18 protein-coding genes and 1 pseudogene are annotated in these 26859 nt (G+C 63.1%); 10 read left to right on the forward strand and 9 right to left on the reverse strand.

Features of this window, described 5'->3' with window-relative positions:
• Window positions 1-82: 82 nt before the first annotated feature.
• Together J5M57_RS23805 and J5M57_RS23810 are read right to left on the reverse strand one after the other, a co-directional pair.
• A complete protein-coding gene (locus J5M57_RS23805) occupies window positions 83-1675 on the reverse strand; it encodes a DHA2 family efflux MFS transporter permease subunit (RefSeq protein ID WP_207849606.1) in 1593 nt (530 codons plus the stop codon).
• Window positions 1672-2793, reverse strand: a complete 1122-nt coding sequence (locus tag J5M57_RS23810; RefSeq protein WP_207849607.1) for an HlyD family secretion protein — start codon at window positions 2791-2793, stop codon at window positions 1672-1674. Before J5M57_RS23810 ends, J5M57_RS23805 begins: the two co-directional genes overlap by 4 nt.
• A gap of 342 nt (window positions 2794-3135) precedes the next feature.
• On the opposite strand from J5M57_RS23810, the gene J5M57_RS23815 reads away from it, so the two are divergent.
• Window positions 3136-4863, forward strand: coding sequence for a ShlB/FhaC/HecB family hemolysin secretion/activation protein (locus tag J5M57_RS23815; protein WP_207849608.1), 1728 nt, complete (start codon window positions 3136-3138; stop codon window positions 4861-4863).
• 113 nt (window positions 4864-4976) lie between these two features.
• Window positions 4977-9446: a hemagglutinin repeat-containing protein gene (locus tag J5M57_RS23820; RefSeq protein WP_207849609.1), complete on the forward strand. Its 4470-nt coding sequence runs from the start codon at window positions 4977-4979 to the stop codon at window positions 9444-9446.
• Between the two features lie 136 nt (window positions 9447-9582).
• On the opposite strand, the gene nhaA is transcribed toward J5M57_RS23820, so the two are convergent.
• Entirely contained in the window at window positions 9583-10791 is a 1209-nt protein-coding gene (nhaA, locus tag J5M57_RS23825) for a Na+/H+ antiporter NhaA (RefSeq protein WP_207849610.1), read from the reverse strand.
• A gap of 161 nt (window positions 10792-10952) precedes the next feature.
• Here nhaA and J5M57_RS28975 point away from each other — a divergent pair.
• A pseudogene (locus J5M57_RS28975) lies at window positions 10953-11054 on the forward strand (hypothetical protein); the annotation flags it as partial.
• 164 nt (window positions 11055-11218) lie between these two features.
• On the opposite strand, the gene J5M57_RS23830 reads toward J5M57_RS28975, so the two are convergent.
• A complete protein-coding gene (locus tag J5M57_RS23830; RefSeq protein WP_207849611.1) occupies window positions 11219-12370 on the reverse strand; it encodes an MFS transporter in 1152 nt (383 codons plus the stop codon).
• Between the two features lie 242 nt (window positions 12371-12612).
• Here J5M57_RS23830 and J5M57_RS23835 point away from each other — a divergent pair, with 242 nt between their 5' ends.
• Window positions 12613-13593, forward strand: coding sequence for a diaminopimelate epimerase (locus tag J5M57_RS23835; protein WP_207849612.1), 981 nt, complete (start codon window positions 12613-12615; stop codon window positions 13591-13593).
• A gap of 137 nt (window positions 13594-13730) precedes the next feature.
• Here the strand turns inward: J5M57_RS23835 and codA are convergent, their stop codons facing one another.
• From codA to J5M57_RS23855, 4 genes are all read right to left on the reverse strand, one after another.
• Window positions 13731-14978 (reverse strand): cytosine deaminase, encoded by a 1248-nt coding sequence (gene codA, locus J5M57_RS23840; protein ID WP_207849613.1) that lies wholly within the window; start codon window positions 14976-14978, stop codon window positions 13731-13733.
• Between the two features lie 14 nt (window positions 14979-14992).
• On the reverse strand, window positions 14993-16264 hold the full coding sequence (codB, locus tag J5M57_RS23845) for a cytosine permease (RefSeq protein WP_207849614.1): 1272 nt from the start codon (window positions 16262-16264) through the stop codon (window positions 14993-14995).
• A gap of 315 nt (window positions 16265-16579) precedes the next feature.
• The gene (gene queD / locus J5M57_RS23850) at window positions 16580-16936 is read right to left on the reverse strand and encodes a 6-carboxytetrahydropterin synthase QueD (protein WP_003223505.1); all 357 of its coding nucleotides are present in this window, start codon (window positions 16934-16936) and stop codon (window positions 16580-16582) included.
• A 95-nt stretch (window positions 16937-17031) separates the two neighbouring features.
• Complete coding sequence (locus J5M57_RS23855) at window positions 17032-18111, reverse strand: patatin-like phospholipase family protein (protein ID WP_207849615.1); 1080 nt, start codon at window positions 18109-18111, stop codon at window positions 17032-17034.
• A 248-nt stretch (window positions 18112-18359) separates the two neighbouring features.
• Here J5M57_RS23855 and J5M57_RS23860 point away from each other — a divergent pair, with 248 nt between their 5' ends.
• Genes J5M57_RS23860 through J5M57_RS23875 form a run of 4 tightly spaced genes read left to right on the forward strand, consistent with a single transcriptional unit; the run spans window position 18360 to window position 20961 of the window.
• Window positions 18360-18668, forward strand: a complete 309-nt coding sequence (locus tag J5M57_RS23860; RefSeq protein WP_064586856.1) for a PepSY domain-containing protein — start codon at window positions 18360-18362, stop codon at window positions 18666-18668.
• Entirely contained in the window at window positions 18668-18979 is a 312-nt protein-coding gene (locus tag J5M57_RS23865) for a PepSY domain-containing protein (protein ID WP_064586857.1), read from the forward strand. Before J5M57_RS23860 ends, J5M57_RS23865 begins: the two co-directional genes overlap by 1 nt.
• Window positions 18980-18982: 3 nt before the next feature.
• Window positions 18983-19651, forward strand: a complete 669-nt coding sequence (locus J5M57_RS23870; protein WP_169840718.1) for a response regulator transcription factor — start codon at window positions 18983-18985, stop codon at window positions 19649-19651.
• Entirely contained in the window at window positions 19648-20961 is a 1314-nt protein-coding gene (locus J5M57_RS23875) for a sensor histidine kinase (RefSeq protein ID WP_064586859.1), read from the forward strand. The genes J5M57_RS23870 and J5M57_RS23875 overlap by 4 nt, the downstream gene beginning before the upstream one ends.
• A 112-nt stretch (window positions 20962-21073) precedes the next feature.
• Here the strand turns inward: J5M57_RS23875 and J5M57_RS23880 are convergent, their stop codons facing one another.
• Window positions 21074-23221 (reverse strand): methyl-accepting chemotaxis protein, encoded by a 2148-nt coding sequence (locus J5M57_RS23880; RefSeq protein ID WP_064586860.1) that lies wholly within the window; start codon window positions 23219-23221, stop codon window positions 21074-21076.
• Between the two features lie 449 nt (window positions 23222-23670).
• On the opposite strand from J5M57_RS23880, the gene J5M57_RS23885 reads away from it, so the two are divergent.
• Window positions 23671-24987 (forward strand): Na+/H+ antiporter NhaC family protein, encoded by a 1317-nt coding sequence (locus J5M57_RS23885; protein WP_064586861.1) that lies wholly within the window; start codon window positions 23671-23673, stop codon window positions 24985-24987.
• Between the two features lie 162 nt (window positions 24988-25149).
• Window positions 25150-26832, forward strand: a complete 1683-nt coding sequence (locus J5M57_RS23890) for a methyl-accepting chemotaxis protein (RefSeq protein ID WP_207849616.1) — start codon at window positions 25150-25152, stop codon at window positions 26830-26832.
• Window positions 26833-26859 lie beyond the last annotated feature (27 nt).

Here is a 26859-nt window from a genome sequence, read left to right on the forward strand (position 1 = left end):
AAGGCTGCGATCTTTTGCTCTTGTTTCTAAAAAGCAAAATCAAAAGATCGCAGCCTTCGGCAGCTCCTACAGGGACGTGACATCAATGCGCATCCGCACTCGGCGCGGCCGGTGGTTGCACCTTGCGCATCAAGGGCACCATCGCCGTGGCGAGGATGAAGCACAGCATGATCATCAAGAAGGTGTCGCCGTAGGTCTGGGTCTGCGCCTCGCGGTAGGTCAGCAGCCACAGTTGACGCAGGCCGGCGGTGATGCCGACGTCACCGCTCTGGCCCAGCGTCGCCAGGTTGCCGGTGACCTGTGTCAGCCACTGATTCATCGCCTCGTTGCTGCTGTTCAGATGCTCGGCCAGCCGGGTGAAGTGCAGGTTGGTGCGGTCATTGAGAACGGTCGCACACGCCGCAATGCCGATGGCCCCGCCGAGGTTGCGCATCAGGTTGAACAGGCCCGAGGCGTGTTTCAGCCGCGCCGGTGCCAACCCGCCCAGCGTCAGTGTCACCGCTGGCGGCACTGCCAATTGCTGGGCGATCCCGCGCAGCGCTTGCGGCAACATCAACTGACCGGCTCCCCAGTCGTGGGTGATCGGACTGAACTCCCACATCGACAGCGCAAACAGCCCCAGCCCGATCATCATGATCCAGCGCAGATCCATGCGATTGGCGAGAAAGGCATACAGCGGAATCGCCATGATCTGGAACACCCCGGTGGAAAAAACCGCCAGGCCAATGTCCAACGCGCTGTAACCGCGCACACGCCCGAGAAACAGTGGCGTCAGGTAAATCGTCGCGAACAGACCGATGCCGGTGACGAAGGAAAAGAAGCAGCCGAGGGCGAAGTTGCGGTCCTTGAGCGCGCGCAGATCGACGATCGGATTGGCCACGTGCAACGTGCGTCCGATAAAGGCCAGACCGGCCAGAGCGCTGATCCATGCCGTGGTCAGAATCGTTTGATCGCTGAACCAGTTCCAGCGCGGGCCTTCTTCGAGGGTGTATTCCAGGCAGCCGAGAAACAGCGCGAGAAACACCATGCTCAAGTAGTCCGCGCCCTTGAGCAGCGACAGTTCCGGCTGGTCGATCTTCACCAGCATCGGCACCGCCACCGCGACGAAAATCCCCGGCACCAGGTTGATGTAGAACAGCCAGTGCCACGAGGAAATATCGGTGATCCAGCCGCCGATCACCGGCCCCAATGTCGGCGCCAGTGACGCCACGGCACCGATGGTTGCCGCGGCAATCACCCGTTGTTTGCCGGTGAAGAAAAAGAACGCCGTGGTGAACACCAGCGGGATCATCGAACCGCCGAGAAAGCCCTGCAGCGCACGAAAGGCGATCATGCTCTGGATGTTCCACGCCACTCCGCACAGCAGGCTGGCCAGGGTGAAGCCGACCGCCGAGGCGCAGAACAGCCAACGCGTGGAGAACACCCGCGACAGCCAGCCCGACAGCGGGATCACGATGATTTCGGCGATCAGGTAACTGGTCTGCACCCACGCGGTTTCGTCGGTGCCGGCCGAGAGTCCGCCGCCAATGTCCCGCAGCGACGCCGAAACGATCTGGATGTCCAGCAGCGCGATGAACATGCCGATGCACATCGTGGCGAAGGCGAACACCTTGGTCGCGGTGGCCATGTCGGCGGCGTTGAACGGCTGCGCCGGGGCGGCGAGGGCAGTGCTCATGGCGCGACGGCCACGGCGCGGGTTTCAGCGGGCGCGCGGGTGTCGACTTCGGCGGTCACCGACAACCCTGGCCGCAGATGACCGAGCACACCGTCGGCCGGGTCGAGCAGGATCCGCACCGGCACCCGCTGGACGATTTTGGTGAAGTTGCCGGTGGCGTTCTCCGGCGGCAGCACGCTGAATTGCGAACCGGTGGCGGGGGCGAGGCTGTCGAGGCGGCCGTGGAATTCCTGGCCGGAGAGCACGTCGGCACGGATGCTCACCCGTTGCCCGGGGCGCATTCTGGCGAGTTGGTCTTCCTTGAAATTGGCATCGACCCACAGCCCGCTGGCCGGCACCACCGACAACTGCTGCGAACCGGCCTGGGCATAGGCGCCGACCCGCGCGCGGCGATTGCCGATCACGCCATCGACCGGTGCGCGCAGTTCGGTATAGCCGAGGTTCAACTGCGCCAGATCACGCTCGGCTCGGGCTTGTTGCAGGGCGGCGCGGGCCTGTTGTTTCTGGGTGTCGATCACCGCCAGTTGGCGCTGGGCGGCGAGCAGTTCGGCCTGGGCGCGGGCACTCAGGGCCTGGGCGGTCTTGAAGGTGGCGTCGGCACGCTGGGCGCTTTCCACTGAGACGGCATTGGTGCTCACCAGGCGTTTGTAGCGCGCGTTGTCGTCCCGCGAGCGGGCCGTTTCGGCACCCGCCGCATCGATGCCGGCACGGGCCTGACCGATCACCGCTTGCTGCAGTTGTTCGGTGGCGTCGAGGTTGGCCAGCAACGCTTGTTCGGCGGCGACTGCGCCTTCGGCTTTGGCGAGGTTGGCGCGGTAGTCGCGCGCGTCGAGGCGGATCAGCACATCACCGGCCTTGACTGGCTGGTTGTCGCTGACCAGCACTTCTTCGATGTAGCCGGCGACCTTCGGCCCGATCACCGTGACGTCGCCACCGATGTAGGCATCGTCGGTCTCCTCCAGAAAACGCCCGGTGCCCCACCAGTGAGTGGCGTACACCCCGACAGCCACCATGGCAATCAGGCCGACGCCGGGCAGCAACAGGCGTTTGCGCAGTGGGGGCCTGGCGGAGGGGACCGCAGCAGACAGGTCGGGCTCAAGGGTGGGCATGCTGGTCATGGCGTAATACCTGCGAAGCGAGAAGTTATTACGGCTGTAATATGGCGTGAGTAATATTTTGTGGCAATTGAATTTTCATGCCGGTCGTCAGTTGCCTGCCGAGGCTCAGGGTTTGGAGCGGTTGCGCTTGCTGAAGGGCGCCAGTAATTCGGGCCAGGTATGCGAAAACTCGATGAATGCTCTCGGGGAAACCCTGAGGCCACGGTGTTGAACGCAGCAAAATCAAATGTTTAAGAAATGTAAGCGCTGTAGGAAGCGTCTTGCATTTGTGTAGGAAGGCTCTGACTATCACTCGCATTGATGGGGTGGCATTACGCCATTTTATGATTGCAAGGATGTTGCGTGCCGTATTCGCTTCGCGCTGTTTCTCGTCGTCGTTCCACGCGTTGCCCGCTGTTGTCGGCCTTTGTGTTGAGTGTGTGTGCCTCCTCGATTCAAGCGGCTGACCCTGTTGCGCCGGGCCAGGAAGCGCTGCGCCAGCAACAACAGCAACAGCGCGATCTGCAACAACTGCAGATGGAGCAACGCAAGCGCCAACTGGAGCGCGGTGCGTTCGGCTCGGCGCCCGCCACCCCGGCAATCCCGCAAACTGTCGCCCCCGATGAACGCTGCTGGCCGCTAAGTGGCACGCGCATCGGCGGCGTCACCCTGATTGACAGCGGCAAACTCAACGCCCGAATCAAACCGCTGCTGGCGCCGTGCATGGGCGTTGGCCAGATCAACCATCTGCTGGCGACCATCACCGCCGCCTATGTCGAGCAGGGCTACATCGCCAGCCGCCCGTACCTGTTGAGCGCGCCAGCGGCGGGGCAGTCGCTGGACATCATGATCGACGAGGGCTACATCGAGTCCATCGAACTGGCCGACCAGAGTCTGCCGGTGTCGTTGGGCGGTGCGTTCCCGCATATGCTCGGCCAGCCGTTGAACCTGCGCGATCTGGAGCAGGGCCTGGATCAGTTGAACCGCCTGCGTTCGATTGACCTGACCGCCGACATCGCCCCCGGCAGCCAGCCCGGCGCGTCGCGGATCATCCTGCGCTCGCGCACGGCCGGACAGTCGCGTTGGGCCATAGGGCTGGGCATCGACAACCTCGGCAGCGCCAGCACCGGGCGTGATCGCAACAGTGTCAGCCTGAGTTTCGACAGCCCGCTGCAACTCAACGATCTGCTGAGCCTCAGCGCCAGCGACACGTTGAATCAGGGAGACCGCTACAACCGCAACGCCAGCCTGTATTACGCGATTCCCTACGGCTACTGGACCTACAGCGTGTTCGCCAGCCACGCCGAATACCGCGCGCCGTTCAAACTGCCCAGCGTGACGTTCCACAGCACCGGCATCACCGATCAATTGAGCCTGCGCGCCGACCGCGTGCTGTGGCGCGACCAGAGCCGCCAGCTCAGCGCCAACCTGCAACTGGCGCACAAGGACGTCGACAGCTATCTGGAAAACGCCCGGTTGGGCATTCAGAGCCCGACCCTGACCGTGGCCGAAGCCGGACTCAATCTGTTCTGGCTCGACCGTGCGGTGTGGAACCTCGATGTCACTTATTCGCAAGGCTTGCGCTGGCTGGGCGCCGATGACGACGCCAATCACGCGGTCAACAATTTGCCCAAGGCGCAGTTTCGCAAGTACCGCGCCGGCCTCAGCCAATGGCGCAACGGCCAGTTCGGCGCGCAAGCGTGGCAGTGGCAGAGCCAGCTCAATCTGCAATACAGCCCTGACCCGTTGCCGGCCATCGAACAGTTGCTCGGCACCGACGATTCGGCGGTGCGCGGCTATCGGGTCAGCAGCGCCTCCGGCGCCAGCGGCGCGATCTGGCGCAACACCCTGCGCCTGCCGTTGCGCACCGATTGGCCAGTGCAGATCACCCCGCGCGTGGCCCTCGACAACGGCTGGCTCAAGGCCGACCACGGTGCGCAAGGTCAACGCCTGAGTGGCGCCAGCGTCGGCTTGAACCTGGGCTGGAAGAATCTGCAAGTGGACGTCGATTACCAGCGCGCCCTCAACACCCCCAACGGTTTGCAGCACGAGCCAGAAACCTGGCTGATGCGCGTGGGGTTGCAGATATGAGCACCATCAAGACTCATCAAGCAGTGAACAAACAGCCGTCGGATCTGAGCGCGACAGCCACGGCCAAGACTAAATCGCGCGCCGTGATGCCGTTCTTACATGGAGACGTTTTTATGCCAGCACATACCTTTGCATTCCATCTTTCTCCTCGGGGCAAATTGCGCTGGGCGATCGCCAGCCTGTTCTTCGCCGTGCACCTGCCCAGCGCCCTCGCCGGCGGTGTGGTGGTCGCGCCGGGCCCCGGCGGCACCGCGCAATTGCAGACCCAGGGCGGCGTGCCCATCGTCAATATCGTCGCGCCCAACGGCTCCGGCCTGTCGCACAACCAGTTCCTCGACTACAACGTCGACCGTCAGGGCCTGGTGCTGAACAACGCCTTGCAGGCCGGGCAATCGCAGCTCGCCGGGCAACTGGCGGCCAACCCGCAACTGCAGGGGCAGGCGGCCAGCGTGATCCTCAACGAGGTGATCAGCCGCAACCCTTCAGCCATCAACGGCGCCCAGGAAATCTTCGGCCGTGCCGCCGATTACGTGCTGGCCAACCCCAACGGCATTTCGGTGAACGGCGGCAGTTTCATCAACACGCCGAACGCCAATCTGGTGGTCGGTCGTCCGGAATTGAACGACGGCAAACTTCAGGCATTGAACACCCGCGACGCCAGCGGCCAGTTGCAGATCCACAGCGGCGGCCTGCGCAACGGCGAGGGCTCGGTCAACCTGATCGCCCCGCGTATCGACAGCCAGGGGCGCATCGACGCCCGTGATCAACTGAACCTCACGGTCGGGCGCAACCAGGTGGATTACGCCAGCGGTCAGGTGAAAACCGTTGACCCATCGGGTAGCACCCATGACCAACGCATCGACGCCAGCCTGTTCGGCGCGATGCAGGCCGGGCGCATCAACATCGTCAGCACCGCCGAAGGCGCGGGTGTACGTGTGGGGGCGGTGCAAGTGGCCGGGCGTGACGGCGTGCAGATTCGTTCGGCCGGCGACCTCAGTGTCAGCGGCGAAGCGCTCCCCAACAGCCTGGACGTGACCCGTGCCGGTATCCGCAGCAGCCAGGGCGATGTCGGCCTGCACAGCGGCAAGGACCTGACGCTGGCCGCTGCCGATGTCAGTGGTCGTGATGTCAGCGTCGACGCCAAGCGCAACCTGACCCTGAGCACCGTGGAAAGCCGCAAACTCCAGGAGAAGCGCGAAAACTGGAGCAACAGCACCATCGGCATCACCTGGGAAACCTACGACCGCACCCAGACCGACAGTGAAACTCGCCAGCACGGCAGCCAGATCGTCGCCAGCCGCGACGCCAGGCTGACCTCCGGCAAAGACACCGAACTCAAAGCGGCCAAGGTCGAAGCGGCGAAGCAGCTCGATGTGCAGAGCGGCGGCGATCTGCGCCTGACCGCCGCCACTGAAAGCCACACCCAGAGCGATCAGGGCAACCACCGCAAGCACCTGTGGAAGGCCGACTGGAACAGCAGCAGCGAAGAGCAGCGCAGCGTCGGCAGCCAGCTCAAGGGCGGCAATATCGCCCTGCAAACCGCCGCGTTGTTGCGCGCCGAAGGCGCCGAGCTGAACAGCACCGGCGACGTGAAACTGGCGGGCAAACAGGTGGACGTGACCACGGCCACGCGCACCAGCCGCAGCAATAACAACAGTTACTCCGGCGACCTGGTCGGCGGTGGTTTCTTCGGCAAGACCGGTGACGCCGACAAGGGCCAGACCCAGCATCAGGGCAGCAAAATCAATGCGGCCGGCAAACTGATCGTCAAGGCTGACGACGTGCGCATCAGCGGCAGCCAGGTCCGTGGCGGCACCGAGGCCAGCGTGATCAGCGACCAGGGTTCGCTGGTGATCGACGGCGTGCAGGACACTTCGCACAGCAACAACCACGACAAGGACAGCAAGTTCTTCGGCATCACCAAAGACGAGTCACGGCAGAACGCCAAGGACAGCACCACGGTGCGCAGCGAGCTGGTTTCCGACAGCAACCTCAAGCTCAAGAGTGCCAAGGACATCGACGTTGCCGGTTCCACAGTCAAGGCCGGCGGTGCACTGACGGCGGACGCCGCGGGGGATGTGAACGTGCATGCCACGCAGAACACCCACGACAGCCGCTCGACCAGCGAAACCCGTGGTTTCGACACCTACGCCAAAGAGCAAACGCCGGAGCAATACCGCGCCGGCGTGCATTACGAAGACAAGCAGCAGACCGTCACGAGCAACGACGTCACCCAGCAAGGCTCGAGCCTCAGCGGCGCCAGCGTGCAGGTGAAGGCCGGCGGCGATCTGACGATCAAGGGCGGTGAGGTCAAATCCACGGCGGGCGACACCACGCTGAGCGGCAAGAATGTGTCGTTGCTGGCCGAACAGGACAGCCACACAACGTCCACCGACACCTCCAGCACCGGCGGCGGCTTCTACTACACCGGTGGCCTCGACCGCGCCGGCAGTGGCGTCGATTTTGCCCACAGCACCGCGCAAGACAGCAGCAGCAAAACCACCGCGCAAACCACAGGCGTGCAGAGCAGCGGCGGCCTGACGATCAACGCCGACAAGCTGCTGACCGAAGGCGCACAGGTCAAGGCTGGCAATGGTTTGAACGTTGCGGCCAACGAAATCGATAACCGCGCGGCCAGCAACACCGAAAGCAGCAGCCACAGCCAGAGCAACTGGTCGGCGGACGTCGGTGCCAACGTCGAGTACAAGGACATCGCCCGCCCGATTGCCGGTGCGGTCAAGGATGTGCTCAACGGCAAGGTGCCGGACAAGGAAGCCTTGAGCAATCTCGGCCAGCCAAACGTCGGCCTCGACGTGGCGATCGGTCACGGCAGCGCCGACAAGACCGAGCAGAGCAGCAACGCGGTGGTCAGCCGTTTCGACGGGGGCAGTGTCGATGTAAAAACCGCCGGCACCCTGCACGACCAGGGCACCCAGTACAGCGCCAGCAACGGCAAGGTCAACATCAGCGCAGACACACTGGTAGCCGACGCCTCGAGCAACACCCACAGCAGCACCGATCACTCGGTGGACGCCAAGGTCGACGTGCGGGTCTACACCAAGACCGGCGAGGACGTTAACGTCGCCGGCAGCGGCGCGGGCGGCAACAGCTTCGCCAGCAAGGACAGCAGCACGGCGGTGGTGGGCGGCTATGCCGGTAATCAGGGCGTGAACATCAACGTCGGCGGTGATGCGCAGTTCGCCGGCAGCCGTTTTAACAGCGGTCAAGGCGCTGTGAGCATCAAGACCGGTGGCGATCTGGCGCTGAATCAGGCCAACGACCGCCAGAGCAGCAGCGACTCCAGCCTGCGCGGCAATGCCTCGCTGACGGTCGGCACTTTGCCGGGCACCGATGGCACTAACGTCGACCTCGGTGCCGGGTTCCAGCTCGACCACACTGGCAAGCAAACCACTGACACTCAGGCTCACGTCGCGAGCATCAGCGGCACCGGTCCGGTTCACTTGAGCAGCGGCGGCAACCAGGTCCAGCAAGGCACGCAGATCGACAGCGCGGGCGCCATCGATCTGCACGCGGACGGCAAGCTCGACCTGCAAGCGGCCACCGATACGCACACCGCAACCGGCAGCAATCTCGGCGGCGGTTTGAAGGGCGGCGGCAGCAAATCCACCAGCGAGAAGAGTCGCGATCAGGGCGTTAATCTGAGCGGCAACTTCAACATCGGCGGGGTTAACGAACACTCGCAAACCCTGGCCGGTGGTCAGCTCAACAGCCAGAGCGGTGTGGCGTTGAGCGGTGACGCGGTGCATCTGCAAGGCACGCAAGTCGGCGCGCCGAGCGTCAACATCGATGCGCAGAAGGGCGGTTTCGTTCAGGAGTCGGCGCAGTCCACCGAGCGTCGCAACAACTGGAATGTCGCGCTGAATGCCGGCGGCAACCTGAGCAGCAAGACCCCGACCGCCGCCGATGAAAAGGCCAGCAGCGACCACGGCTTCAACGCCGGGGCCAAGGTCGGCGTCGATTACCTGCAAGGCACCACCCAGCAGAACAGCCAGATCAAGGCGGACAGCGTGGTGCTCAACAGTGCCGGTGACGCACAGCTGTCGGGTGCGCGGATCGACGCGAACACGGTCAGCGGCAAGGTCGCCGGTGATCTGACCGTCGACAGCCGTCAGGACTCGAAGACGCAAGCCAAGGTCGATGTCGATCTGGGCCTCACCGCGAAGAAGAATCCACCGAGCGACAAGGAAAAACTCGCCGGCACCGACTACAAGCCGACACTGAAAGCGCAGGTCGAATACACCCACAAGGACAGCGTGGCGCAGGCCTCCGGCATCAGTGGCAGCCAGGGCGTGAACCTCGCGGTGGGCGGTGCGACACAGCTGACCGGCGCGCGGATTTCGGCGAGTGAGGGCAAAGTGGATCTGGGCGGTTCGAAGGTCGATAGCAGCGATCTGGTCAACCGTGACTACGGGGTGAAAGCCGGGCTGGACCTGCCGCAGAAAACCGAGGAGAACGCACCGAAGGTGTCTTTCGATAACGGCAATCTGAAAGTGGGTCCGGTGACCCTGAGCGGCAACCTCGACAGCCAGGCCCTGCAGGCCGGGATTGACGAAAAAGGCTGAGCAGCACCGCAATAACAACGGTGGGAGCAAACCTGCTCGCGAAGGGGGCAATTCAGTCAGCTAATGGGTCGACTGAATCAGCGCTTTCGCGAGCAGGCTCGCTCCCACATGTTTTATCTCGACCAGACCCTTGAAGTCAGTTCGAAGCCTTCGCCTTGCCGGCACTCATCAGCACGACCACCGCCAGCAGCGCGGACAGGATCGAGCCCAGCAACACGCCAACCTTTACCGAATCAACCAGGTGCGGTGCGCCCGGGAACGCCAGTGCGCCAATGAACAGGCTCATGGTGAAGCCGATCCCGCAGAGCAGGGCCACGCCATACAATTGCAGCCAGCTCGCGCCTTGCGGCAGTTGCGCCAGACCACTGCGAATCGCCAGTGCACCGAGGCCGAGGATGCCGATCTGCTTGCCGAACAACAGGCCCAGCGCGACGCCCAGCGGCACCGGCTCGAGCAGGTTGCTCGGGGAAATGCCGGCCAGCGACACGCCCGCGTTGGCGAAGCCGAAAATCGGCACCACGGCGAACGCCACCCATGGATGCATTTTTTCTTCGAGGTACAGCAGCGGCGAGTTGTGCTCGTCCTCCGGGTTACCCAGCGGGATGCACAGCGCCAGAATCACCCCGGCGAGGGTCGCGTGGATCCCCGATTGCAGCATGAAGAACCACAGGAAGGCGCCGGCGATCAGGTATGGCCAAAGCTTTCTGCCCCCGCAGCGATTGAGGATCACCAGCAACGCAATCACTGCCAGTGACGCCAGCAGCATGCTCACCGACAGGCCACTGGTGTAGAAAATCGCGATGATCACCACCGCACCCAGATCATCCAGAATGGCCAGGGCCGAAAGAAAGATTTTCAGCGAGACGGGGACGCGCTTACCCAGTAGCGACAGCACGCCCAGGGCGAAGGCAATGTCAGTGGCGGCGGGAATTGCCCAACCGCTGAGGGTTTGTGGATTGCCCCAGTTGATCGCGACATAGATCAGCGCCGGCACCAGCATCCCGCCAAGTGCCGCGAAGCCCGGCAGCGCGCGCTGACCCCAGGTCGACAACTGACCGGCGAGCATTTCGCGTTTGATTTCCAGGCCCACCAGCATGAAGAAGATCGCCATCAGGCCATCGTTCACCCAATGCTCGATCGACAAGCCGGCGATCTTGATGTGCAGGGTCGAGAAGTACGTGGCGGCCCACGGCGAGTTGGCGATCAACAGCGCGGCAAGGGCGGCGGCCATCAGGATCAGGCCACCGGCAGATTCGGCGGCGAAGAAACGGGAGAGAAAGGCCATCGCAGAAGGCGAGCCCTGACGGGCAGGGGCAGCATGCAGGCGTGACGGATCGTGGCTCATAGGCACGGCAACTCCGCGCGGCGGCCCGACCTGCGCTGAATTAAACCTGCCCTGCCGCGTTGTTGCGGTGGCACCCGGGCGGCATTTTACACAATAGGCGGGGGCTTGGGGGGAACGCGGGCGCAGTTTCGGCGCGGCCTCCAAGAAATGAATGGCCGGGCTTCGGTCCGCAGGTGTCGAACCTGAAGCTCGGCGCCGGGGTGAAAAACGTCTTCGACAAGCAGTATTTCACCGGTTCCAGCGACAACAATCCGGGGATGTAGGGCGGTGCGCCGCGCACGTTCTTTGTGCAGGCCAGCGTTGGTTTCTGATAACGCCTGACCCTTTGGCGAGGGAGCTTGCTCCCGCTGGACTGCGCAGCAGGCCCGATTTTTGTGTGCGCTTCGCAATCCGGCGGGAGCAAGCTCCCTCGCCACAATGATGGTGTTCAGACCTTGAGTGTTTTGCCGCCAATCGCCACGGCGACCAACAGCAACGCCATCAACCCGAAAGCAAAACTCAAACTGCTGGCATGGGCGACAAAGCCGATCACCGCCGGCCCCGCCAGAATGCCTGCATAACCCAGCGTGGTGATCGCTGGCACCGCGATGCTTTCCGGCATCACCGTCTGCTTGCCCACGGCGGTGTACAGCACCGGCACGATGTTCGAACAGCCGGCGCCGACCAGCGCATAACCCAGCAACGCCGCTTCCCAGCTCGGGGCGAAGGTTGCGAGAAACAGGCCAGCCGCCGCCAACAGGCCGCCGAACAGAATGATTCGCGTGGCACCGACACTGCGCACGATCCGGTCACCCATCAGGCGTCCGGCCGTCATGGTCAGGGCAAATGCGGCGTAACCCAACCCTGCGTACGCCGTGTCGATTCCGCGCTCCTGGGCGAGAAACACCGCGCTCCAGTCCAGTGCCGCGCCTTCGGTGAGGAACACGATGAAGCACATGCCGCCGATGAACAGCACGATGCCGTGGGGAATGGCAAATGCCGGGCCGGAGCTTTCACTGCCGTAGGGCAGCATGTGCGGCACGCACTTGAACAGCGCGCCGATCAATACCGCCACCACCACCAGCATTGCCGCCAGCGGCGTCAGGCCGAGGCCGAGCAGGGCGCTGACACCGGCCGCGCCGACAATCCCGCCGAGGCTGAACAGGCCATGAAAGCCGGACATCATGTTCTTGCCGCTGGCCCGTTCGACGATCACCGCTTGCAGGTTGACGGTCGAGTCCACCGTGCCCAAACCGGCGCCGAACATGAACAGCGTGGCAATCAGCGCCGGAATCGACGACACCGTCGCCAGCAACGGCAGCGCCGCGCAAATCAGCAGGGTGCCGCCGGTGGCCACTTTGCGGCAGCCGAAGCGCGTAGCGAGAATCCCCGCCAGCGGCATCGCCAGAATCGAACCGACCCCCAGGCACAACAACAGCAGGCCCAGCGTCCCTTCATCCAGCCCGGCCCGGGCCTTGGCGTACGGCACCAGCGGCGCCCACGCGGCAATGCCGAGGCCGGCGATGAAAAAAGCGATGCGCGTCGACATCTGTTGCAGGCGTCCGGGGACGAAGGTGTCTTGGGGGTTGAGGCTGGTCATATCGATCCTTGGCAAAAAACATCGCGTCCCCCGAATGACCGTGATCGCGCGTCGAGGTTCGATCGCAGGTTCCGGGGGAGTGCAGCCGACATCCTAACCCGTAGGCGTTCGTCCGCTCGCGAAAACGGTGATTCGGGCAATGAATATGGCGACGGATATACCGCCTTCGCGCGCAGACTCGCTCCCACAGGGGATTGCGTTTTACAGTGGCAGCTTCGGGGATTTAACGGTAAGGGCCGGTGATGACGCAGTTCTACGATGCGCGGGGCAATATATACGGGGTGGTGTCGCCGCAGACACTTCGCGAGGCGGGGATCGATTTGTCGATCAGTGCCGCGCAGTGTGCGTTGTCGAGACAGGCGTGGAGCCAGGCAGCCATTGCCCTGTGTTGCGACTGGCCTGAGGGGCAGCGTCCAGAGCAGAGCAAATCCCACCGCAGCGACGGCCTGCTGATCGGCCCTTTTCAGTCCGCGTCACCGTTCGATGTACTCATCGTCAATACCGACGGCACTCTGGCTGAACGCAGCGGCAACGGCCTGACGATCTTTGCCCAATCCTTGCTGGAGCAGGGGCTGATGCCGGCGGAGGGGGCATTGCTGCGAGTGCATCACGACAAGGGTGACGCCGTGGAAACCTCGGTGAAACCGGCTGAAGTCGAAGCGGTGAAGGGTTTCTGGCTGGACCTCGGTCAACCGGGTTTCGGGCCTTCTGCAGTGAGCGCGCAGCAGGTTGAAAAACGCGTGTTCAACGGGAAGGACGTCAGCCACGTAGGGCCACTGGCTCAGCTCAACCCGGCGTGGCAACACAGTCAGTTCGTGCGCATCGGCAATCCGCATTGCGTGACGTTGCTGACCGACGTCGCCGATCTGCCGAGCAACTCACAAATGCGCGAGTCGCCATGGGCCGAGGGCCTGACCCGGATTGCTTATGCGATGCCCGCCGGCGCCGGTCAACCGTGTCCGGCGGGCGTCAATCTGCAATGGGCTGCGCGCCAATCAGCGCAACGCATCGTCGCCCGGGTGTTCGAGCGCGGGGAAGGGCCGACGGCGTCTTCCGGCACCAGTGCCAGTGCGGTGGCCTGTGCGGCGTGGGCGGTGGGCTGGGTGGCGAGCGGTGAAGTGCAGGTGGTGATGCCGGGCGGCACGGCGCCGGTGTTGCTCGAAGAAGAGCGCGGCGCGTTGGTGCGGGTCAGGCTGTTTGGTACGGCGCGATTGATGGGTTGAAGCGGTAATCGCTTTCGCGAGCAGGCTCGCTCCCACAGGGGGCATGCTGTGCAACGGGGGACCGCGAGCAGGCTCAGTCTTGCAGGGCAACGCCTACCAAGGTGGGAGCGAGCCTGCTCGCGAAGGGGCCAGTCGAATCAGCTCACATCTGTACTGAACTCCACCACCGGCATCTGCCGCTTCATCAGCACTTTGCCGCCGCGAATCGAATACAGCGGCAGACCCTGGCTGCGGATCACTTCGTAATCGCTGTCCGCCGACAGAATCAGCAGGTTGGCCGGGCGGCCCGGCTCCAGGCCATAGCGTTCGCCCAGGTGCATGGCCCTGGCGCTGTTGTCGGTGACCAGATCGAGTGCGTTCTGCAGATTGCGGTAACCGAGCATGTGGCAGATGTGCAGCCCGGCCTCCAGCACGCGCAGGATGTTGCCGTTGCCCAGCGGATACCACGGATCGACGATGGAATCCTGGCCGAAACACACGTTCATTCCGGCTTCCAGCAGCTCGTTGACCCGGGTCACGCCACGGCGTTTGGGGAAGTTGTCGAAGCGCCCCTGCAGGTGGATGCTTTCGGTCGGGCACGAGACAAAACTGATCCCGGAATGCCCGAGCAGACGGAACAGCTTGGCGCAGTAGGCGTTGTCGTAAGAGCCCATCGCCGTGGTGTGGCTGGCGGTGACCCGGGCGCCCATGTCGCGGCTGCGTGCTTCTTCGGCGAGCACTTCGAGGAAGCGCGAATGCGGGTCGTCGGTTTCGTCACAGTGCACGTCCACCAGGCAACCGGTGCGTTCGGCCAGGTCCATCAGAAACTTCACTGAACTCACGCCCTGATCGCGGGTGTACTCGAAATGCGGAATGCCGCCGACCACATCGGCGCCCATGCGAATCGCTTCTTCCATCAGCTCGCGACCGTTGCGGAACGACTCGATGCCTTCCTGCGGGAACGCGACGATTTGCAGGTCGATCAGGTGCCGGCTCTGTTCGCGCACTTCGAGCATCGCCTTGAGCGCGGTGAGCTGCGGGTCGGTGACGTCGACGTGGGTGCGCACGTGCTGGATGCCATGGGCGGCCAGTGCCTGAATGGTTTTTTTGGCGCGGGTCCTGGTGTCTTCTTCGGTGATGGTGACCTTGCGCTCGCCCCAGCATTCGATGCCCTCGAACAGCGTGCCGCTCATGTTCCAGCGCGGCTCGCCGGCGGTGAGGGTGGCGTCGAGGTGGATGTGCGGTTCGACGAAGGGCGGCACCACCAGATTGCCGCCGGCATCGAGGTCGTCGGGGTGGAGGGACGGGGCTTCGGTCTGGCGGCTGATGCTGCGGATCAGGCCGTCTTCCAGGTGCAGTTCGTGTAAACCATCCTGGTTGCGCAGTCGCGCGTTGATGATGTGCATCAGGCGAATCCTTCTTATAGGTCCTGTAGTGGCACGGTGGCGCGGCGGGCGCCGAGCAGGCCGGTGACGATGACATACGTTAGCGCGGCGGCGGCAATCCCTACCAGCGGCGCGACCCACGGCGAGTGGAACGCAGCGAGCGTGCCGACCGCGTAAGCCCCCAGCCCCGGCCAGTTGAACGCCGGCAGCCGTGCGTCGGCCAGACGCGGATAGCGCCCGCGCCAGCGGAAGAAAAAGTCAGCCATGATCACTCCGCCAATCGGCGGAATCACCGTGCCCAGCAGAATCAGGTACGGCACCAGCATGTCGTACATGCCCAGCAGGGCGAGCAGGGTGCCGATCACCGCGCCCGCCAGGGTCACGGTCTTGCGCCGCCCGGTGCGCAGCAGGTTGCAGCCGGCGACGGCGAAGTTGTAGATGGTGTTGTCCTGGGTGCTCCAGATATTCAGCAACAGCATCGCCATCGCGGCCATGGCGAAGCCTTGCAGCAGCAACACTTCCACCACGTCCGGCTGCTGATAGACGATCGCACCGTAGGCGCCGATCAGCACCATCAGGCCATTGCCGACGAAGAAACCGATCAGGCTGGCCAGCACCGCCACCCGCGCCGAACGCGAGAAGCGTGTCCAGTTGGTGGCCTGGGTCGCGCCGCTGACGAAGGTGCCGAACACCAGAGTGATGGCGGTCGACCAGTCCAGTGATCCTGTCGGCACCACGCTGAGCAACCCTTCGAGGCCGCCGACTTTCACCGTGGCGACCCACATCGACAGCATCAGCAGCAACATCATTGCCGGCACCGCGATGTACGACAGGATCTCCAGGCCGCGATAACCGACGTACGCCGTGGCGCAGAACACCAGGCCAAACAGCACCATCAAACCGAGCACGGTGCCCTCATCGAGATCGAAGTATTTGCCGAGCACCACCGCGGCGGTCGCGGTACCCCAGGCGTACCAGCCGATCTGGGTGAAACCGAGGATCAGGTCGCTGAGTTTGCTGCCGACCTCACCGAAACAGAATCGCCCCATCAGCACCGAATTCAGGCCGCTCTTGAAAGCGATGTAGCCCAGCCCCGCCGCATACAGACCGAGCAGCAGATTACCGATGATGATCACCGCCATCATCTCGCCGAAACTGAACGCCACACCGAGCTTGCCGCCGGCAAACATCGTCGCGGTGAAAAACGTGAAACCGAGCAATACCATGGCGGTCGAGGCCAGGCCTTTGCGCGCGTGCATCGGGACTTCGCTGAGGGGGTAGTCGTTGCCGGGGTCGTTCTGCGTCATGGGGGCGTTCCTTGCTGAAGGGGAGGACGCGGGGGCGGTTGCAGTGGTCGTGCCAAATGCCGGTTATGGGGACTATGTATAGACGAGTTGTCAGCGATGGCTCGAAAGCGGTGCATCGGAATGCACCCAAGCCCCATATGGGAGCCCAAAAACTCGGGCAAAAAAAACAGCCGCGAAGGCTGTTCTCTATTTTCCTGACAAAACACCATTTCCTGTAGGAGCTGCCGCAGGCTGCGATCTTTTGATTTTGATCTTAAAAAGCAAGATCAAAAGATCGCAGCCTGCGGCAGCTCCTACAAAGGAATTGGTGCTGAATTACTCACCGCGATAGATGCAGCCGCTGGTGCAGGTTTCGTGGATGCGTATCGCGCTGAGTTCTGGCAGCAGTGGCTTCATTTCATTCCAGATGAATTTGGCCAGGACTTCGCTGGTCGGGTTTTCCAGGCCGGGAATGTCGTTCAGGTAGTTGTGGTCCAGACGCTCGTACAGCGGCTTGAAGATCGCCTTGATCTCGGAGAAATCGCGGATCCAGCCGGTGTGCGGATCGAGGTCGCCGCTCAGGTGAATCGCCACTTTGAACGAGTGACCGTGCAGGCGCCCGCACTTGTGGCCGTCCGGTACGTGCGGCAGGCGGTGGGCGGATTCGAAAGTAAATTCCTTGAAGATTTCCACAGTATTTTCGGCTCTGTTCAGGTGGCGTTCGCCGCAGCGATTCGGGCAGGCGGCGAGTTTACCAGCTTGTGTTTGGCGATGCGGGAAAACACTGACTAAAGGGTCAGCAAGCGCTCGGCGAGGCGACCGTTGGTGGTCAGTTCGAGAAACTCGTCGCCCAGTCGGCGGCTCTCGCTCATCGCCGCGTGCCAGTATTTCTGCCGGCTCGGCGCATCGCCCATGAAGCGTTTGAAATCGTTACGGTCAGGCAGTTTGCCGTAGGGCAGGCGCGCCAGGTATTCCTTGGACGGCGCGAGCAACAGCACGTCCTGCAAACGCTCGACCGAGGCGCGGCGCCAAGGCAGGGTCTTGTCGAACCAGCCGGGAATCACCCGGTCGGTGAAGTGCGGATAAAGCACGATGCCGTCACCGCTGTAGGGCAGGTCGAGGTGATAGTCGAGCAGACCGCCATCGCGGAAGGTGCCGGCACCGGCGCCCGGCAGGTCGCGCACGCCTTCCATGACCATCGGGATCGAGCCGGACGCCAGCAGCGCCTGACGCAGGTTGCCGGCATTGAGGGCGACGAAGCGCGACGGGAAGTCATTCAGCGCATTGAGCGGCGGGGCGAGGCGCGGGTCGTGAATGATCAGGCGTTCGAAGTGCCGCGACAGCCGCGCGCGGCCGCGCAGGTTATCGGCGATCACCGAACCCAGTGCCAGGCCGAGGCGACCGCGGTGGTCGTCGGCCAGGCGCCCGTGGCTTTTGACCACCATGATGTTCAGGCGATAGTCGGCGTTGTTGAGGATGCTGACGTCGCGGCCGTCGAGCAGGTCATTGAGCATGCGTTGCGAGCTCTGGCTGATCTCGGCCATGGTCACGCCCTTGTTGAAGTTCTGCTCGGCGTACAACTGGCCGAGCCGGCGGATGCCTTCGGCGGCATCCGGCAGGCAGGCACTGGCGAAGCGCCAGGAGCCAACCGAGGCGCCGATCAGCGAACGCTCACGCGGCGCGCTCGGCAGCCATTCGCCGAACAACGCCAGATCCAGCCCCTGAATCCCCAGCGCTTTCGGCCCCCCGGCGGCTCCGGGCAGGGTGCCGACATCAGCGGCGTGCAGGCCTTGGGCACGTATGCGCGCCATGGCTCGCGGGCCAGCCTTGAGGGTGAGGGCGGGGAACTTGATGTGGATGGCGGTCATACCGGTCTCGATCGTTAGCAAGCGAACAATTATAAGCACATGTTGCAAAACCTTGTAGGAGTGAGCCTGCTCGCGATAGCGGTGTGTCAGACGCATCATTGCTCAATGAAACACCGCTATCGCGAGCAGGCTCACTCCTACAGTGGGGATATGTGTTGCGCTGGAGCAATGATGGCAATTCAGTTTCAGTTAAGTTCATCCCGCTAAGGTGCCCACCGTAAAGCAACACATAAAAATACGGAGACACCATGAAAACCCTGACTGCCCTGTCCATTGCCTCGATCATCGGCCTGACCGCCAGCCTCGCCCACGCCCGCGATCTCGGCCCCGATGAAGCCCTGCGCCTGCGCGACGCTGGTACTATCGTCTCCTTCGAGAAGCTCAACGCCACGGCATTGGACAAACACCCGGGTTCGACCATCACCGATACCGAGCTGGAAGAGCAGTACGGCAAGTACATCTACCAGATCGAAATGCGTGACCCGCAAGGGCTGGAGTGGGATCTGGAATTGGACGCCGTGACGGGGCAAGTTCTCAAGGATCATCAGGATACGTAATGAAGGTTAATGTTCGCGCCAGCCGTCGTACGGCGTTGGCGCTGGTGATGTGTTGTTCGACGGCCATGGCCCGCGACCTGGGTCCGGACGAAGCACTTGATCTGCGCAAGCAGGGCGTGATCCTGCCGCTCGAGCAAGTGCTGCAGCAGGCGATGGACCGTTATCCCGGCGCAAAACTGCTGGAAGTCGAGCTGGAAGAAAAACACGACGTTTACATTTATGAAGTCGAGTTGCTGACCGTCGAGGGTGTCGCCCGTGAGCTGCACCTGAAGGCCGATACCGGCGAACTCGTGAAAGACAAGGAAGATTGACCGATGCGTTTGCTTCTGGTGGAAGACCACGTGCCGCTGGCCGACGAACTGCTCGCCGGCCTGCAACGCCAAGGCTATGCGGTGGATTGGCTGGCGGACGGCCGCGATGCGGTCTATCAGGGCAGCAGCGAGCCCTATGACCTGATCATCCTCGACCTCGGCCTGCCCGGTGTGCCCGGGCTGGAAGTGCTGGCGCAATGGCGCGCCGGCGGCCTGGCGACCCCGGTACTGATCCTTACCGCCCGCGACTCCTGGGCCGAGCGCATCGAAGGCCTGAAGGCCGGTGCCGACGATTACCTGACCAAACCGTTTCACCCCGAAGAGCTGCACCTGCGCGTGCAGTCGCTGTTGCGCCGCTCCAAGGGCCAGGCCAACCAGCCGACGCTCAAGGCGGCGGGTCTGCATCTGGATGAGGGTCGCCAGTGCGTGATGCGCGACGGCAGCGAGATTCAACTGACCGCCGCCGAATTCCGCCTGCTGCGCTATTTCATGCTGCACCCGGAGCAGATCCTGTCGAAAACCCACCTCGCCGAACACCTCTACGACGGCGAGACCGAGCGTGATTCCAACGTCCTCGAAGTCCACGTCAATCACCTGCGGCGCAAGCTGGGCAAAGCCGTGATCGAAACCCGTCGCGGCCAGGGTTACCTGTTCGGTGGGCAAGCTTCGTGAGGTCGATCCAGCGCCGCTTGAGCCTGGGGTTGATCAGCGTGATGGTGATCGTCGGCCTGGTGCTGGCGCAAACCAGCCTGTGGTTGTTCGAAGTCGGTCTGCAGCGTTACCTCGAAGCCGGCCTGCGCAACGACAGCGAAAGCCTGCTGGTCGCGCTGGTGCGTGGCCCGCAAGGTTTGCAACTGGATGAGCGGCACCTGTCGCCGGCCTATCAGCGACCGTTTTCCGGGCATTACTTCCGCATCGATTTTGCCGACAGCCACTGGCGTTCGCGTTCGCTGTGGGATCAGGATTTGCCGCTGCTCGAACATCCCGGCCTGCACAGCAACCTGCAACTGGGGCCGGACGGTCAGCAGTTGCTGGTATTGCGCTCGGACTATCGACGGCTGGGGCAGTCGATCTCGATCAGCGTTGCTCAGGATTACACCCCGGTGCGCGAGAGCTTCCAGCGCATGCGTCAGATCGGCCTTGGCCTGGGGCTGGCGGGTTTGCTGCTGATTCTGCTGCTGCAACGCATCACCGTGCGCCGCGCCTTGAAGCCGCTGGAACGCGCCCGCGAGCAGATCGCGCAGTTGCAGCAAGGCCAGCGTTCACAACTGGACGATCAGGTGCCGGTGGAGCTGGAGCCGCTGGTGGCGCAGATCAACCATTTGCTCGCCCACACCGAAGACAGCCTCAAGCGTTCACGCAATGCGCTGGGCAATTTGGGCCATGCCTTGAAGACACCGCTGGCGGTGCTGTTGAGCCTGGCGTCGAGCGAAAAACTGGATGGCCATCCCGAGTTGCGCAAGATCCTCAAGGAACAACTGGAACAGGTGCAGCAGCGGCTCAATCGCGAACTGAACCGCGCGCGCCTGTCCGGTGATGCGCTGCCCGGTGCGCTGTTCGACTGTGACGCGGAACTGCCGGGCCTGCTGGCGACGCTGAACATGATCCATGGCGAGCATCTGCAGTTGAGCTACGTCGCGCCGCCGGGGCTGCAATTGCCGTGGGATCGTGAGGACCTGCTGGAGCTGCTCGGCAACCTGCTGGACAACGCCTGCAAATGGGCGGACGCCGAGGTGCGCCTGAGTGTGATCGAGCGCAGCGATGGTTTTGCCTTCAGTGTGGAAGATGACGGCCCGGGGATTCCCGCAGAGCAGCGTGCTCAGGTGTTCAGCCGGGGCACGCGGCTGGATGAACAGACTCACGGGCATGGTTTGGGGCTGGGGATTGTCCGGGATATCGTCGAAACGTGGGGCGGGTTGCTGGTGTTGGGCGAGAGCGAGTGGGGTGGGTTGAAGGTGGTGATCGAGTTGCCACGCCGCTAATCCCTGTAGGAGCTGCCGCAGGCTGCGATCTTTTGACTTGGGATTTTTAAAAAACAAGATCAAAAAAGATCGCAGCCTGCGGCAGCTCCTACAGCGAAATAGCGGGGAGCTGTCAGACCCGGAACTGATCCATCAAACTCTGCTGCTGATTCGCCAGGCTGTTCAGCGACTGGCTCACCCGCGCCGACTCATTGGCCTGCCCGGACAGCGATTCGGTCACGTCACGAATGGTCGCCACGTTGTTGTTGATCTCCTCGGCCACCGCGCTCTGTTCTTCCGCTGCGCTGGCGATCTGCAGGTTCATGTCGCTGATCACCGTTACCGCATCGCCGATCTGGCGAAGTGCGGTCACCGCTTGCCCGACCTGCTCGACACTGCCCTGAGCCTGACGATGGCTGTTGCCCATCGAGCCGACCACGTCCTGGGTACCGGTCTGCAGTTGTTCGATCACCTGACGGGTTTCTTCCACCGACTCCTGGGTACGGCGGGCGAGGTTGCGCACTTCGTCAGCGACCACGGCAAAACCGCGACCGGCTTCACCGGCACGCGCCGCTTCAATCGCGGCATTGAGCGCCAGCAGGTTGGTCTGTTCGGCGATGGCGCGGATGGTTTCCAGCACGGTGCCGATCTTCTCGCTGTTGGCGGCCAGGCCTTCGACCTGGACCATCGCCGCGTTCATGTCGGCGGCGAGGGCGTCGATGCTCGCGGTGGTGCGGTCGATCACGGTCAGGCCCTGACGGGTGGCGCGATCGGCGTCCTTGGCCGCTTCCGCCGCTTGCGCAGCGCTACGGGCGACGTCCTGGGCGGTGGCGCTCATCTCGTGGGACGCGGTGGCGACCTGATCGACCTGACGGTATTGCTGCTCCATGCCGGCGCTGGTCTGGGTGGCGATGGCCGAAGACTGGTCGGCGGTGTTGCGCGCGTCCTGCACCGAGCGTTTCACTTCGGCAATGATCGGCTGCAACTTGTCGAGAAACTTGTTGAACCAACCGGCCAACTGACCCAGTTCATCCTGCTTGTCGTAGGCCAGGCGGCGGGTCAGATCGCCTTCGCCACTGGCAATGTCTTCGAGCATGTTGGCCACGCCGAGGATCGGTCTGGTCACGCTGCGCGCCATCAGCCACACCAGCAGCAGGCCGACCAGGGCTGCGAGCACGCCGAGGCTCAGTTCGATCAGGGTGCCGGAATTATTGCTCGCATCCAGTTGTTGCTTGAGTGCTTCGGCGCGCTCCACCAAAACCTTTTCCGGCACATCGAGCAACACCGCCCACGACGGCCCGCCCGGAATCGGCTGGAACGGCGACAGCACTTTCAACTGGCCGTTGCTGTGCAGGCTGCTGACGCTGCTGCTGGTGCCGAGCTGACGCAGCAGTTCGGCGCCGCTGACGGTGTCCACGGCATCCAGACGCTTGCTCAGTTTGCTGGCATCCGGACTGTAACCGGCGAGCAGGCCGACCGGGCTGATGATGCTCACGGCGGTCTGGCCGTCATAGAGCTTCTTGCTCGCGCCCTGGCTGATCGCCTGCAGGCTGTTGAGGTTGATGTCCACCGACAGCGAGGCGATGACTTTGCCGTTGACCATCAGCGGGAAGACGATGCTGGTCATCAGCACGTTCTGGCCATCGATCACATAAAAGTAGGGTTCGATCACGCACGGTTTGAGCGTGGTGCGCGGGCAGGTGAACCAGGCGTTGGCAGCCTGACCACTGGGGCCGGTGCTGGTGTCGGCCATGTCGCTTTCCGGCAGGGCCATCGAGGTGACTTTGCCCGGGGTTGGCTGCGACCAGTACAGGGCGAAACGGCCCTTGTCGTTGCTGCCCAGTTCAGCTTGACCTGCGAACAGTTCATCCTTGCCATCCAGCGCGTTGGCTTCGAACACCAGCGACAGGCCGAGCAGTTCCGGGTTGGCCTGCAGCGCGGACTTGACCTGACGGGTCATGTCTTCGCGCAGGTCGAAGGCGTCGAGGAAGCGCTTTTCCGCCTGTTCACGCAAAAACAGCACCTGACGCGAGAAGCCGTGGCCATATTGATAGGCGTCCATGAACTGCTGGCGAATGCCGGCGGCCTGCACTTCGCCTTGCGATTCAATCCGCGCCTGGGCCGACTCGGTCAGCATCTCCATGCTCGACGCCTTCACCAGCTCGGAGCTGTGCTCCATGCGGTACAGCGAAAGACCCACCAGCAGGGTCACGATGCCCGCCAGGCAAAGGCCGGCGAGCAGGGTGATTTTCCATTGAATGGAAAGTTGTCTGAGCGACATGGAGACGTCCTTATTCGATAAATATCTGAGACTTTGCACTGTAACGGCCGCGTTTCGGCTTTCTTTATTGTTCAAACGCAATATGACCGATTGCCGCAGCTGAGTGACATTCAGACCCCTGTGGCGAGGGAGCTTGCTCCCGCTGGGGTGCGTAGCGCCCCCAAACCCTGCTAATGCGGTCATTCAGGCATAACGCGTCTACCGGGTTTACGACTGCTGCGCAGCCGAGCGGGAGCAAGCTCCCTCGCCACAGGGATCTCCTGCGCATCACAGGGTTCTCCATTGCCAGTTACATTTCAGTTCAGCCGCTCGCTTTGACACCGCCGCCACTCTGCGGCACAGTGCGCGCCCTTCTAATAAGACCCTCTTTGCAAATCCGCCGGTGCTCCGTGGGCGGACTCATCCTGTCTGGCGGTGATCGTTCATCGCAGTGTTTTTGAGGTAGTGAAATGAATGCAGTGATTGCTGCGGTCGGCGTCATGCTGATCCTCAGCCTGTCCCGTGTGCACGTGGTGATCGCCCTGATCGTCGGTGCGCTGGTCGGCGGCTTGACCGGTGGCCTAGGCATCGACGCCACGCTCAAGGCGTTCAACAGCGGCCTGGGCGGCGGCGCGACCGTGGCCTTGTCCTACGCGTTGCTCGGCGCTTTCGCGGTGGCGATTGCCAAGTCCGGCCTGGCCCATGCTCTGGCCGACAAAGCGCTGGCGATGGTCGACCGGCAACATGCGACCGGCGGTGGCAGCGTCAAATGGCTGCTGATCGGCCTGCTCTGGGTGGTGGCGATTGCCTCGCAGAACATCCTGCCGATCCACATTGCGTTCATTCCGCTGCTGGTGCCGCCACTGTTATACGTGCTGACCAAGCTGCAACTTGACCGCCGGCTGATTGCCTGCGTCATGACGTTCGGCCTGATCACCCCGTACATGTTCCTGCCGGTGGGCTTCGGCAACATCTTCCTCAATGAAATCCTGCTGGCCAACGTTGCGCGCAGTGGGGTCGACATCAGTGGCATCAACGTCACTCACGCCATGGGCATTCCGGCGCTGGGCATGGTGTTCGGCCTGGCGATGGCGTTCATCAGCTACCGCAAAAAGCGTGTCTACGACCTGGCGAAGATCGAGCAGGTCGAGCAGGTGGCGGTGCAGTACAACCCGCTGAGCCTGATGATCGCCGGTGTGGCGATTGCGGCTGCGTTCATTGTGCAATTGCTGCTGGACTCGATGATTATCGGGGCGCTGGTCGGCTTTCTGATCTTCTCGGCGTCCGGCATCGTCAAGTGGCGCGAGACCGATGACCTGTTCACCGAAGGCATGAAAATGATGGCGATGATCGGCTTCATCATGATCGCCGCGTCCGGGTTCGCCGAAGTGATGAAGGCCACCGGGGAAGTGCAGACCCTGGTCGAATCGTCGGCCTCGTGGATCAATCACAGCAAGGGGATCGGCGCGCTGCTGATGTTGTTGGTGGGGCTGCTGGTGACCATGGGCATCGGTTCGTCGTTCTCCACTGTGCCGATTCTCGCGGCGATTTTCGTGCCGCTGTGCGTGCAACTGGGCTTCAGCCCGTTGGCGATCGTCTGCATCGTCGGCACCGCCGGGGCCTTGGGTGACGCCGGCTCGCCGGCCTCGGATTCGACCCTCGGCCCGACCTCCGGTCTGAACATCGACGGCCAGCACCACCATATCTGGGACACCGTGGTGCCGACCTTCCTGCACTACAACCTGCCGTTGCTGGCGTTCGGCTGGGTGGCCGCGATGGTCCTCTGATTAAAAGCTGAAGATCAAAAGATCGCAGCCTTCGGCAGCTCCTACACCAATCTCTGTAGGAGCTGCCGAAGGCTGCGATCTTTTTTTGGGTTCAACTTTTGCTTTCGCGTGCCGTTAACGCCTTTAACCACGCCAATAAAACCAAAAGAGTGAGCCCCCCCAATGCGCTTGAGTCTCAAGGCCAAAGTCCTGTCCCTCGCGGTCCTGCCGGTGTTGCTCTTTGCGCTGGTCATCAGCCTGACCACGCTGTTCATCCTCAAGCAACAGGCGCACACCGAGGTCGAGCAGACCCGCGAACGCCTGCTCGCCGACGCCAAGGCCACCCTGCAAAGCTACGTCGCCGTGGCCATGACTACGATCAAGCCGCTGTACGACGCGGCCACCCCCGGTGACAACGAGGCGCGGGCGCAGGCGATCAAGCTGCTGTCGGGCATCCGCTACGGCAAGGACGGCTACTTCTTCGGCTACGACTCCGAGACCGTGCGCCTGTTCAAGGCCAACGACCCCGAAGGCGTCGGCAAAAGCTTCAAGGACAACCGCGACCCCAACGGCGTCTACGTCAACCGCGGCCTGGTGAGCGTGGCGAAGGACGGCACCCACTATCTGCAATACAGCTCGCCGCTGCCGGGCAACGCCAACGTGCTGGTACCGAAACTCGGCTACACCGAGTACCTGGCGAAGTGGGACATGGCGGTCGGTACATCGGTCAACCTCGACGGCATTGAAGCGCAGGTTGCATTGGTCGAAGCGCAAGTGCAGGAACGCATGCAAGGCGTGATCCTCAGCATCGTCGGCGTGGCGGTGCTGGTGCTGCTGGTCATTGCCGCAGCGGGCATGCTGCTGGCCAATACCATTCTGCGTCCGCTGACTCTGATGAAAGCCAACCTCGACGACATCGCGGCAGGCGAGGGCGACCTGACCCGCCGGCTGAACATCACCAGCCAGGACGAGCTCGGTGAACTGGCCGGCTCGTTCAACCGGTTCGTCGACAAGATTCACGGTCTGGTGCGGCAGATCACCGAGATGACCACACAACTGACCGGCCTGGTGACTCAGGTTTCGGATCAGGCTCAGCGCTCGGATCAGGCGATGGAGCGTCAGCGCCACGAGACCGATCAGGTCGCCACGGCGATCAACGAGATGTCCGCCGCCGCCCAGGAAGTCGCCAAGAGCGCGCAGAACGCCGCGGTTGCCGCGCAGCAGACCGATGAAGAAGGCCAGAGCGCCAAGCGCGTGGTGGCCGGCAGCATCAAACAGATTCATGCGCTGGTGGATGACATTCGCAGCAGCGGCGTGTCCCTCGACAGCCTGCAGCAGGACGTGTCGTCGATTGTCGGCGTGCTCGGGGTGATCCGCTCGATTGCCGAGCAGACCAACCTGCTGGCGCTGAACGCAGCAATTGAAGCGGCACGCGCCGGGGAGGCCGGACGTGGCTTTGCCGTAGTGGCCGATGAAGTGCGGGCGCTGGCCAGTCGTACGCAGATCAGCACCCAGGAAATCCAGGGCATGATCGATCGTTTGCAGGCGGGCACGCAGTCGGCGGTCGAAGCCATGCGCCGTTCCAGCGAGGCGGGCGATGGTACCTCGGCGCAAGCCAATCAGGCCGGCGCGTCGCTGGATGCCATGGCGGAATTGATCGCGACCATCAACTCGATGAACGCGCAGATCGCCAGTGCCGCGGAAGAGCAGACGGCGGTGGCCGAAGAGATCAACCGCAGCGTGCACCAGATCGCAGTGGCGGTGGACAGCGTGGCGGATGAGACCCAGTTGGGCGCGCAGACTTCGCGCAGTCTGGCTGAACTGGGGCAGCGGCTGGGCAAACTCGTAGGCCAGTTCCGTATCTGAAACCCAGTGCAGAACGCTGTGTAGGAG

Origin of the sequence: Pseudomonas sp. 86_A (assembly GCF_017491705.1) — a bacterium.
Classification (GTDB): Bacteria; Pseudomonadota; Gammaproteobacteria; order Pseudomonadales; family Pseudomonadaceae; genus Aquipseudomonas; species Aquipseudomonas koreensis.

What these genes read in the sequence shown, in the direction of transcription:
- J5M57_RS23885 (WP_064586861.1), top strand. Translation starts at nt 23,671, where the DNA reads ATGAATGCAGTGATTGCTGCGGTCGGCGTCATGCTGATCCTCAGCCTG.
- J5M57_RS23870 (WP_169840718.1), top strand. Translation starts at nt 18,983, where the DNA reads ATGCGTTTGCTTCTGGTGGAAGACCACGTGCCGCTGGCCGACGAACTG.
- codA (WP_207849613.1), bottom strand. Translation starts at nt 14,978, where the DNA reads ATGCACATCATCAACGCGCGACTGCGCAACCAGGATGGTTTACACGAA.
- J5M57_RS23830 (WP_207849611.1), bottom strand. Translation starts at nt 12,370, where the DNA reads ATGACCAGCCTCAACCCCCAAGACACCTTCGTCCCCGGACGCCTGCAA.
- codB (WP_207849614.1), bottom strand. Translation starts at nt 16,264, where the DNA reads ATGACGCAGAACGACCCCGGCAACGACTACCCCCTCAGCGAAGTCCCG.
- J5M57_RS23860 (WP_064586856.1), top strand. Translation starts at nt 18,360, where the DNA reads ATGAAAACCCTGACTGCCCTGTCCATTGCCTCGATCATCGGCCTGACC.
- J5M57_RS23890 (WP_207849616.1), top strand. Translation starts at nt 25,150, where the DNA reads ATGCGCTTGAGTCTCAAGGCCAAAGTCCTGTCCCTCGCGGTCCTGCCG.
- nhaA (WP_207849610.1), bottom strand. Translation starts at nt 10,791, where the DNA reads ATGAGCCACGATCCGTCACGCCTGCATGCTGCCCCTGCCCGTCAGGGC.
- J5M57_RS23865 (WP_064586857.1), top strand. Translation starts at nt 18,668, where the DNA reads ATGAAGGTTAATGTTCGCGCCAGCCGTCGTACGGCGTTGGCGCTGGTG.
- J5M57_RS23810 (WP_207849607.1), bottom strand. Translation starts at nt 2,793, where the DNA reads ATGACCAGCATGCCCACCCTTGAGCCCGACCTGTCTGCTGCGGTCCCC.
- J5M57_RS23855 (WP_207849615.1), bottom strand. Translation starts at nt 18,111, where the DNA reads ATGACCGCCATCCACATCAAGTTCCCCGCCCTCACCCTCAAGGCTGGC.
- J5M57_RS23805 (WP_207849606.1), bottom strand. Translation starts at nt 1,675, where the DNA reads ATGAGCACTGCCCTCGCCGCCCCGGCGCAGCCGTTCAACGCCGCCGAC.
- J5M57_RS23820 (WP_207849609.1), top strand. Translation starts at nt 4,977, where the DNA reads ATGCCAGCACATACCTTTGCATTCCATCTTTCTCCTCGGGGCAAATTG.
- J5M57_RS23880 (WP_064586860.1), bottom strand. Translation starts at nt 23,221, where the DNA reads ATGTCGCTCAGACAACTTTCCATTCAATGGAAAATCACCCTGCTCGCC.
- J5M57_RS23835 (WP_207849612.1), top strand. Translation starts at nt 12,613, where the DNA reads ATGACGCAGTTCTACGATGCGCGGGGCAATATATACGGGGTGGTGTCG.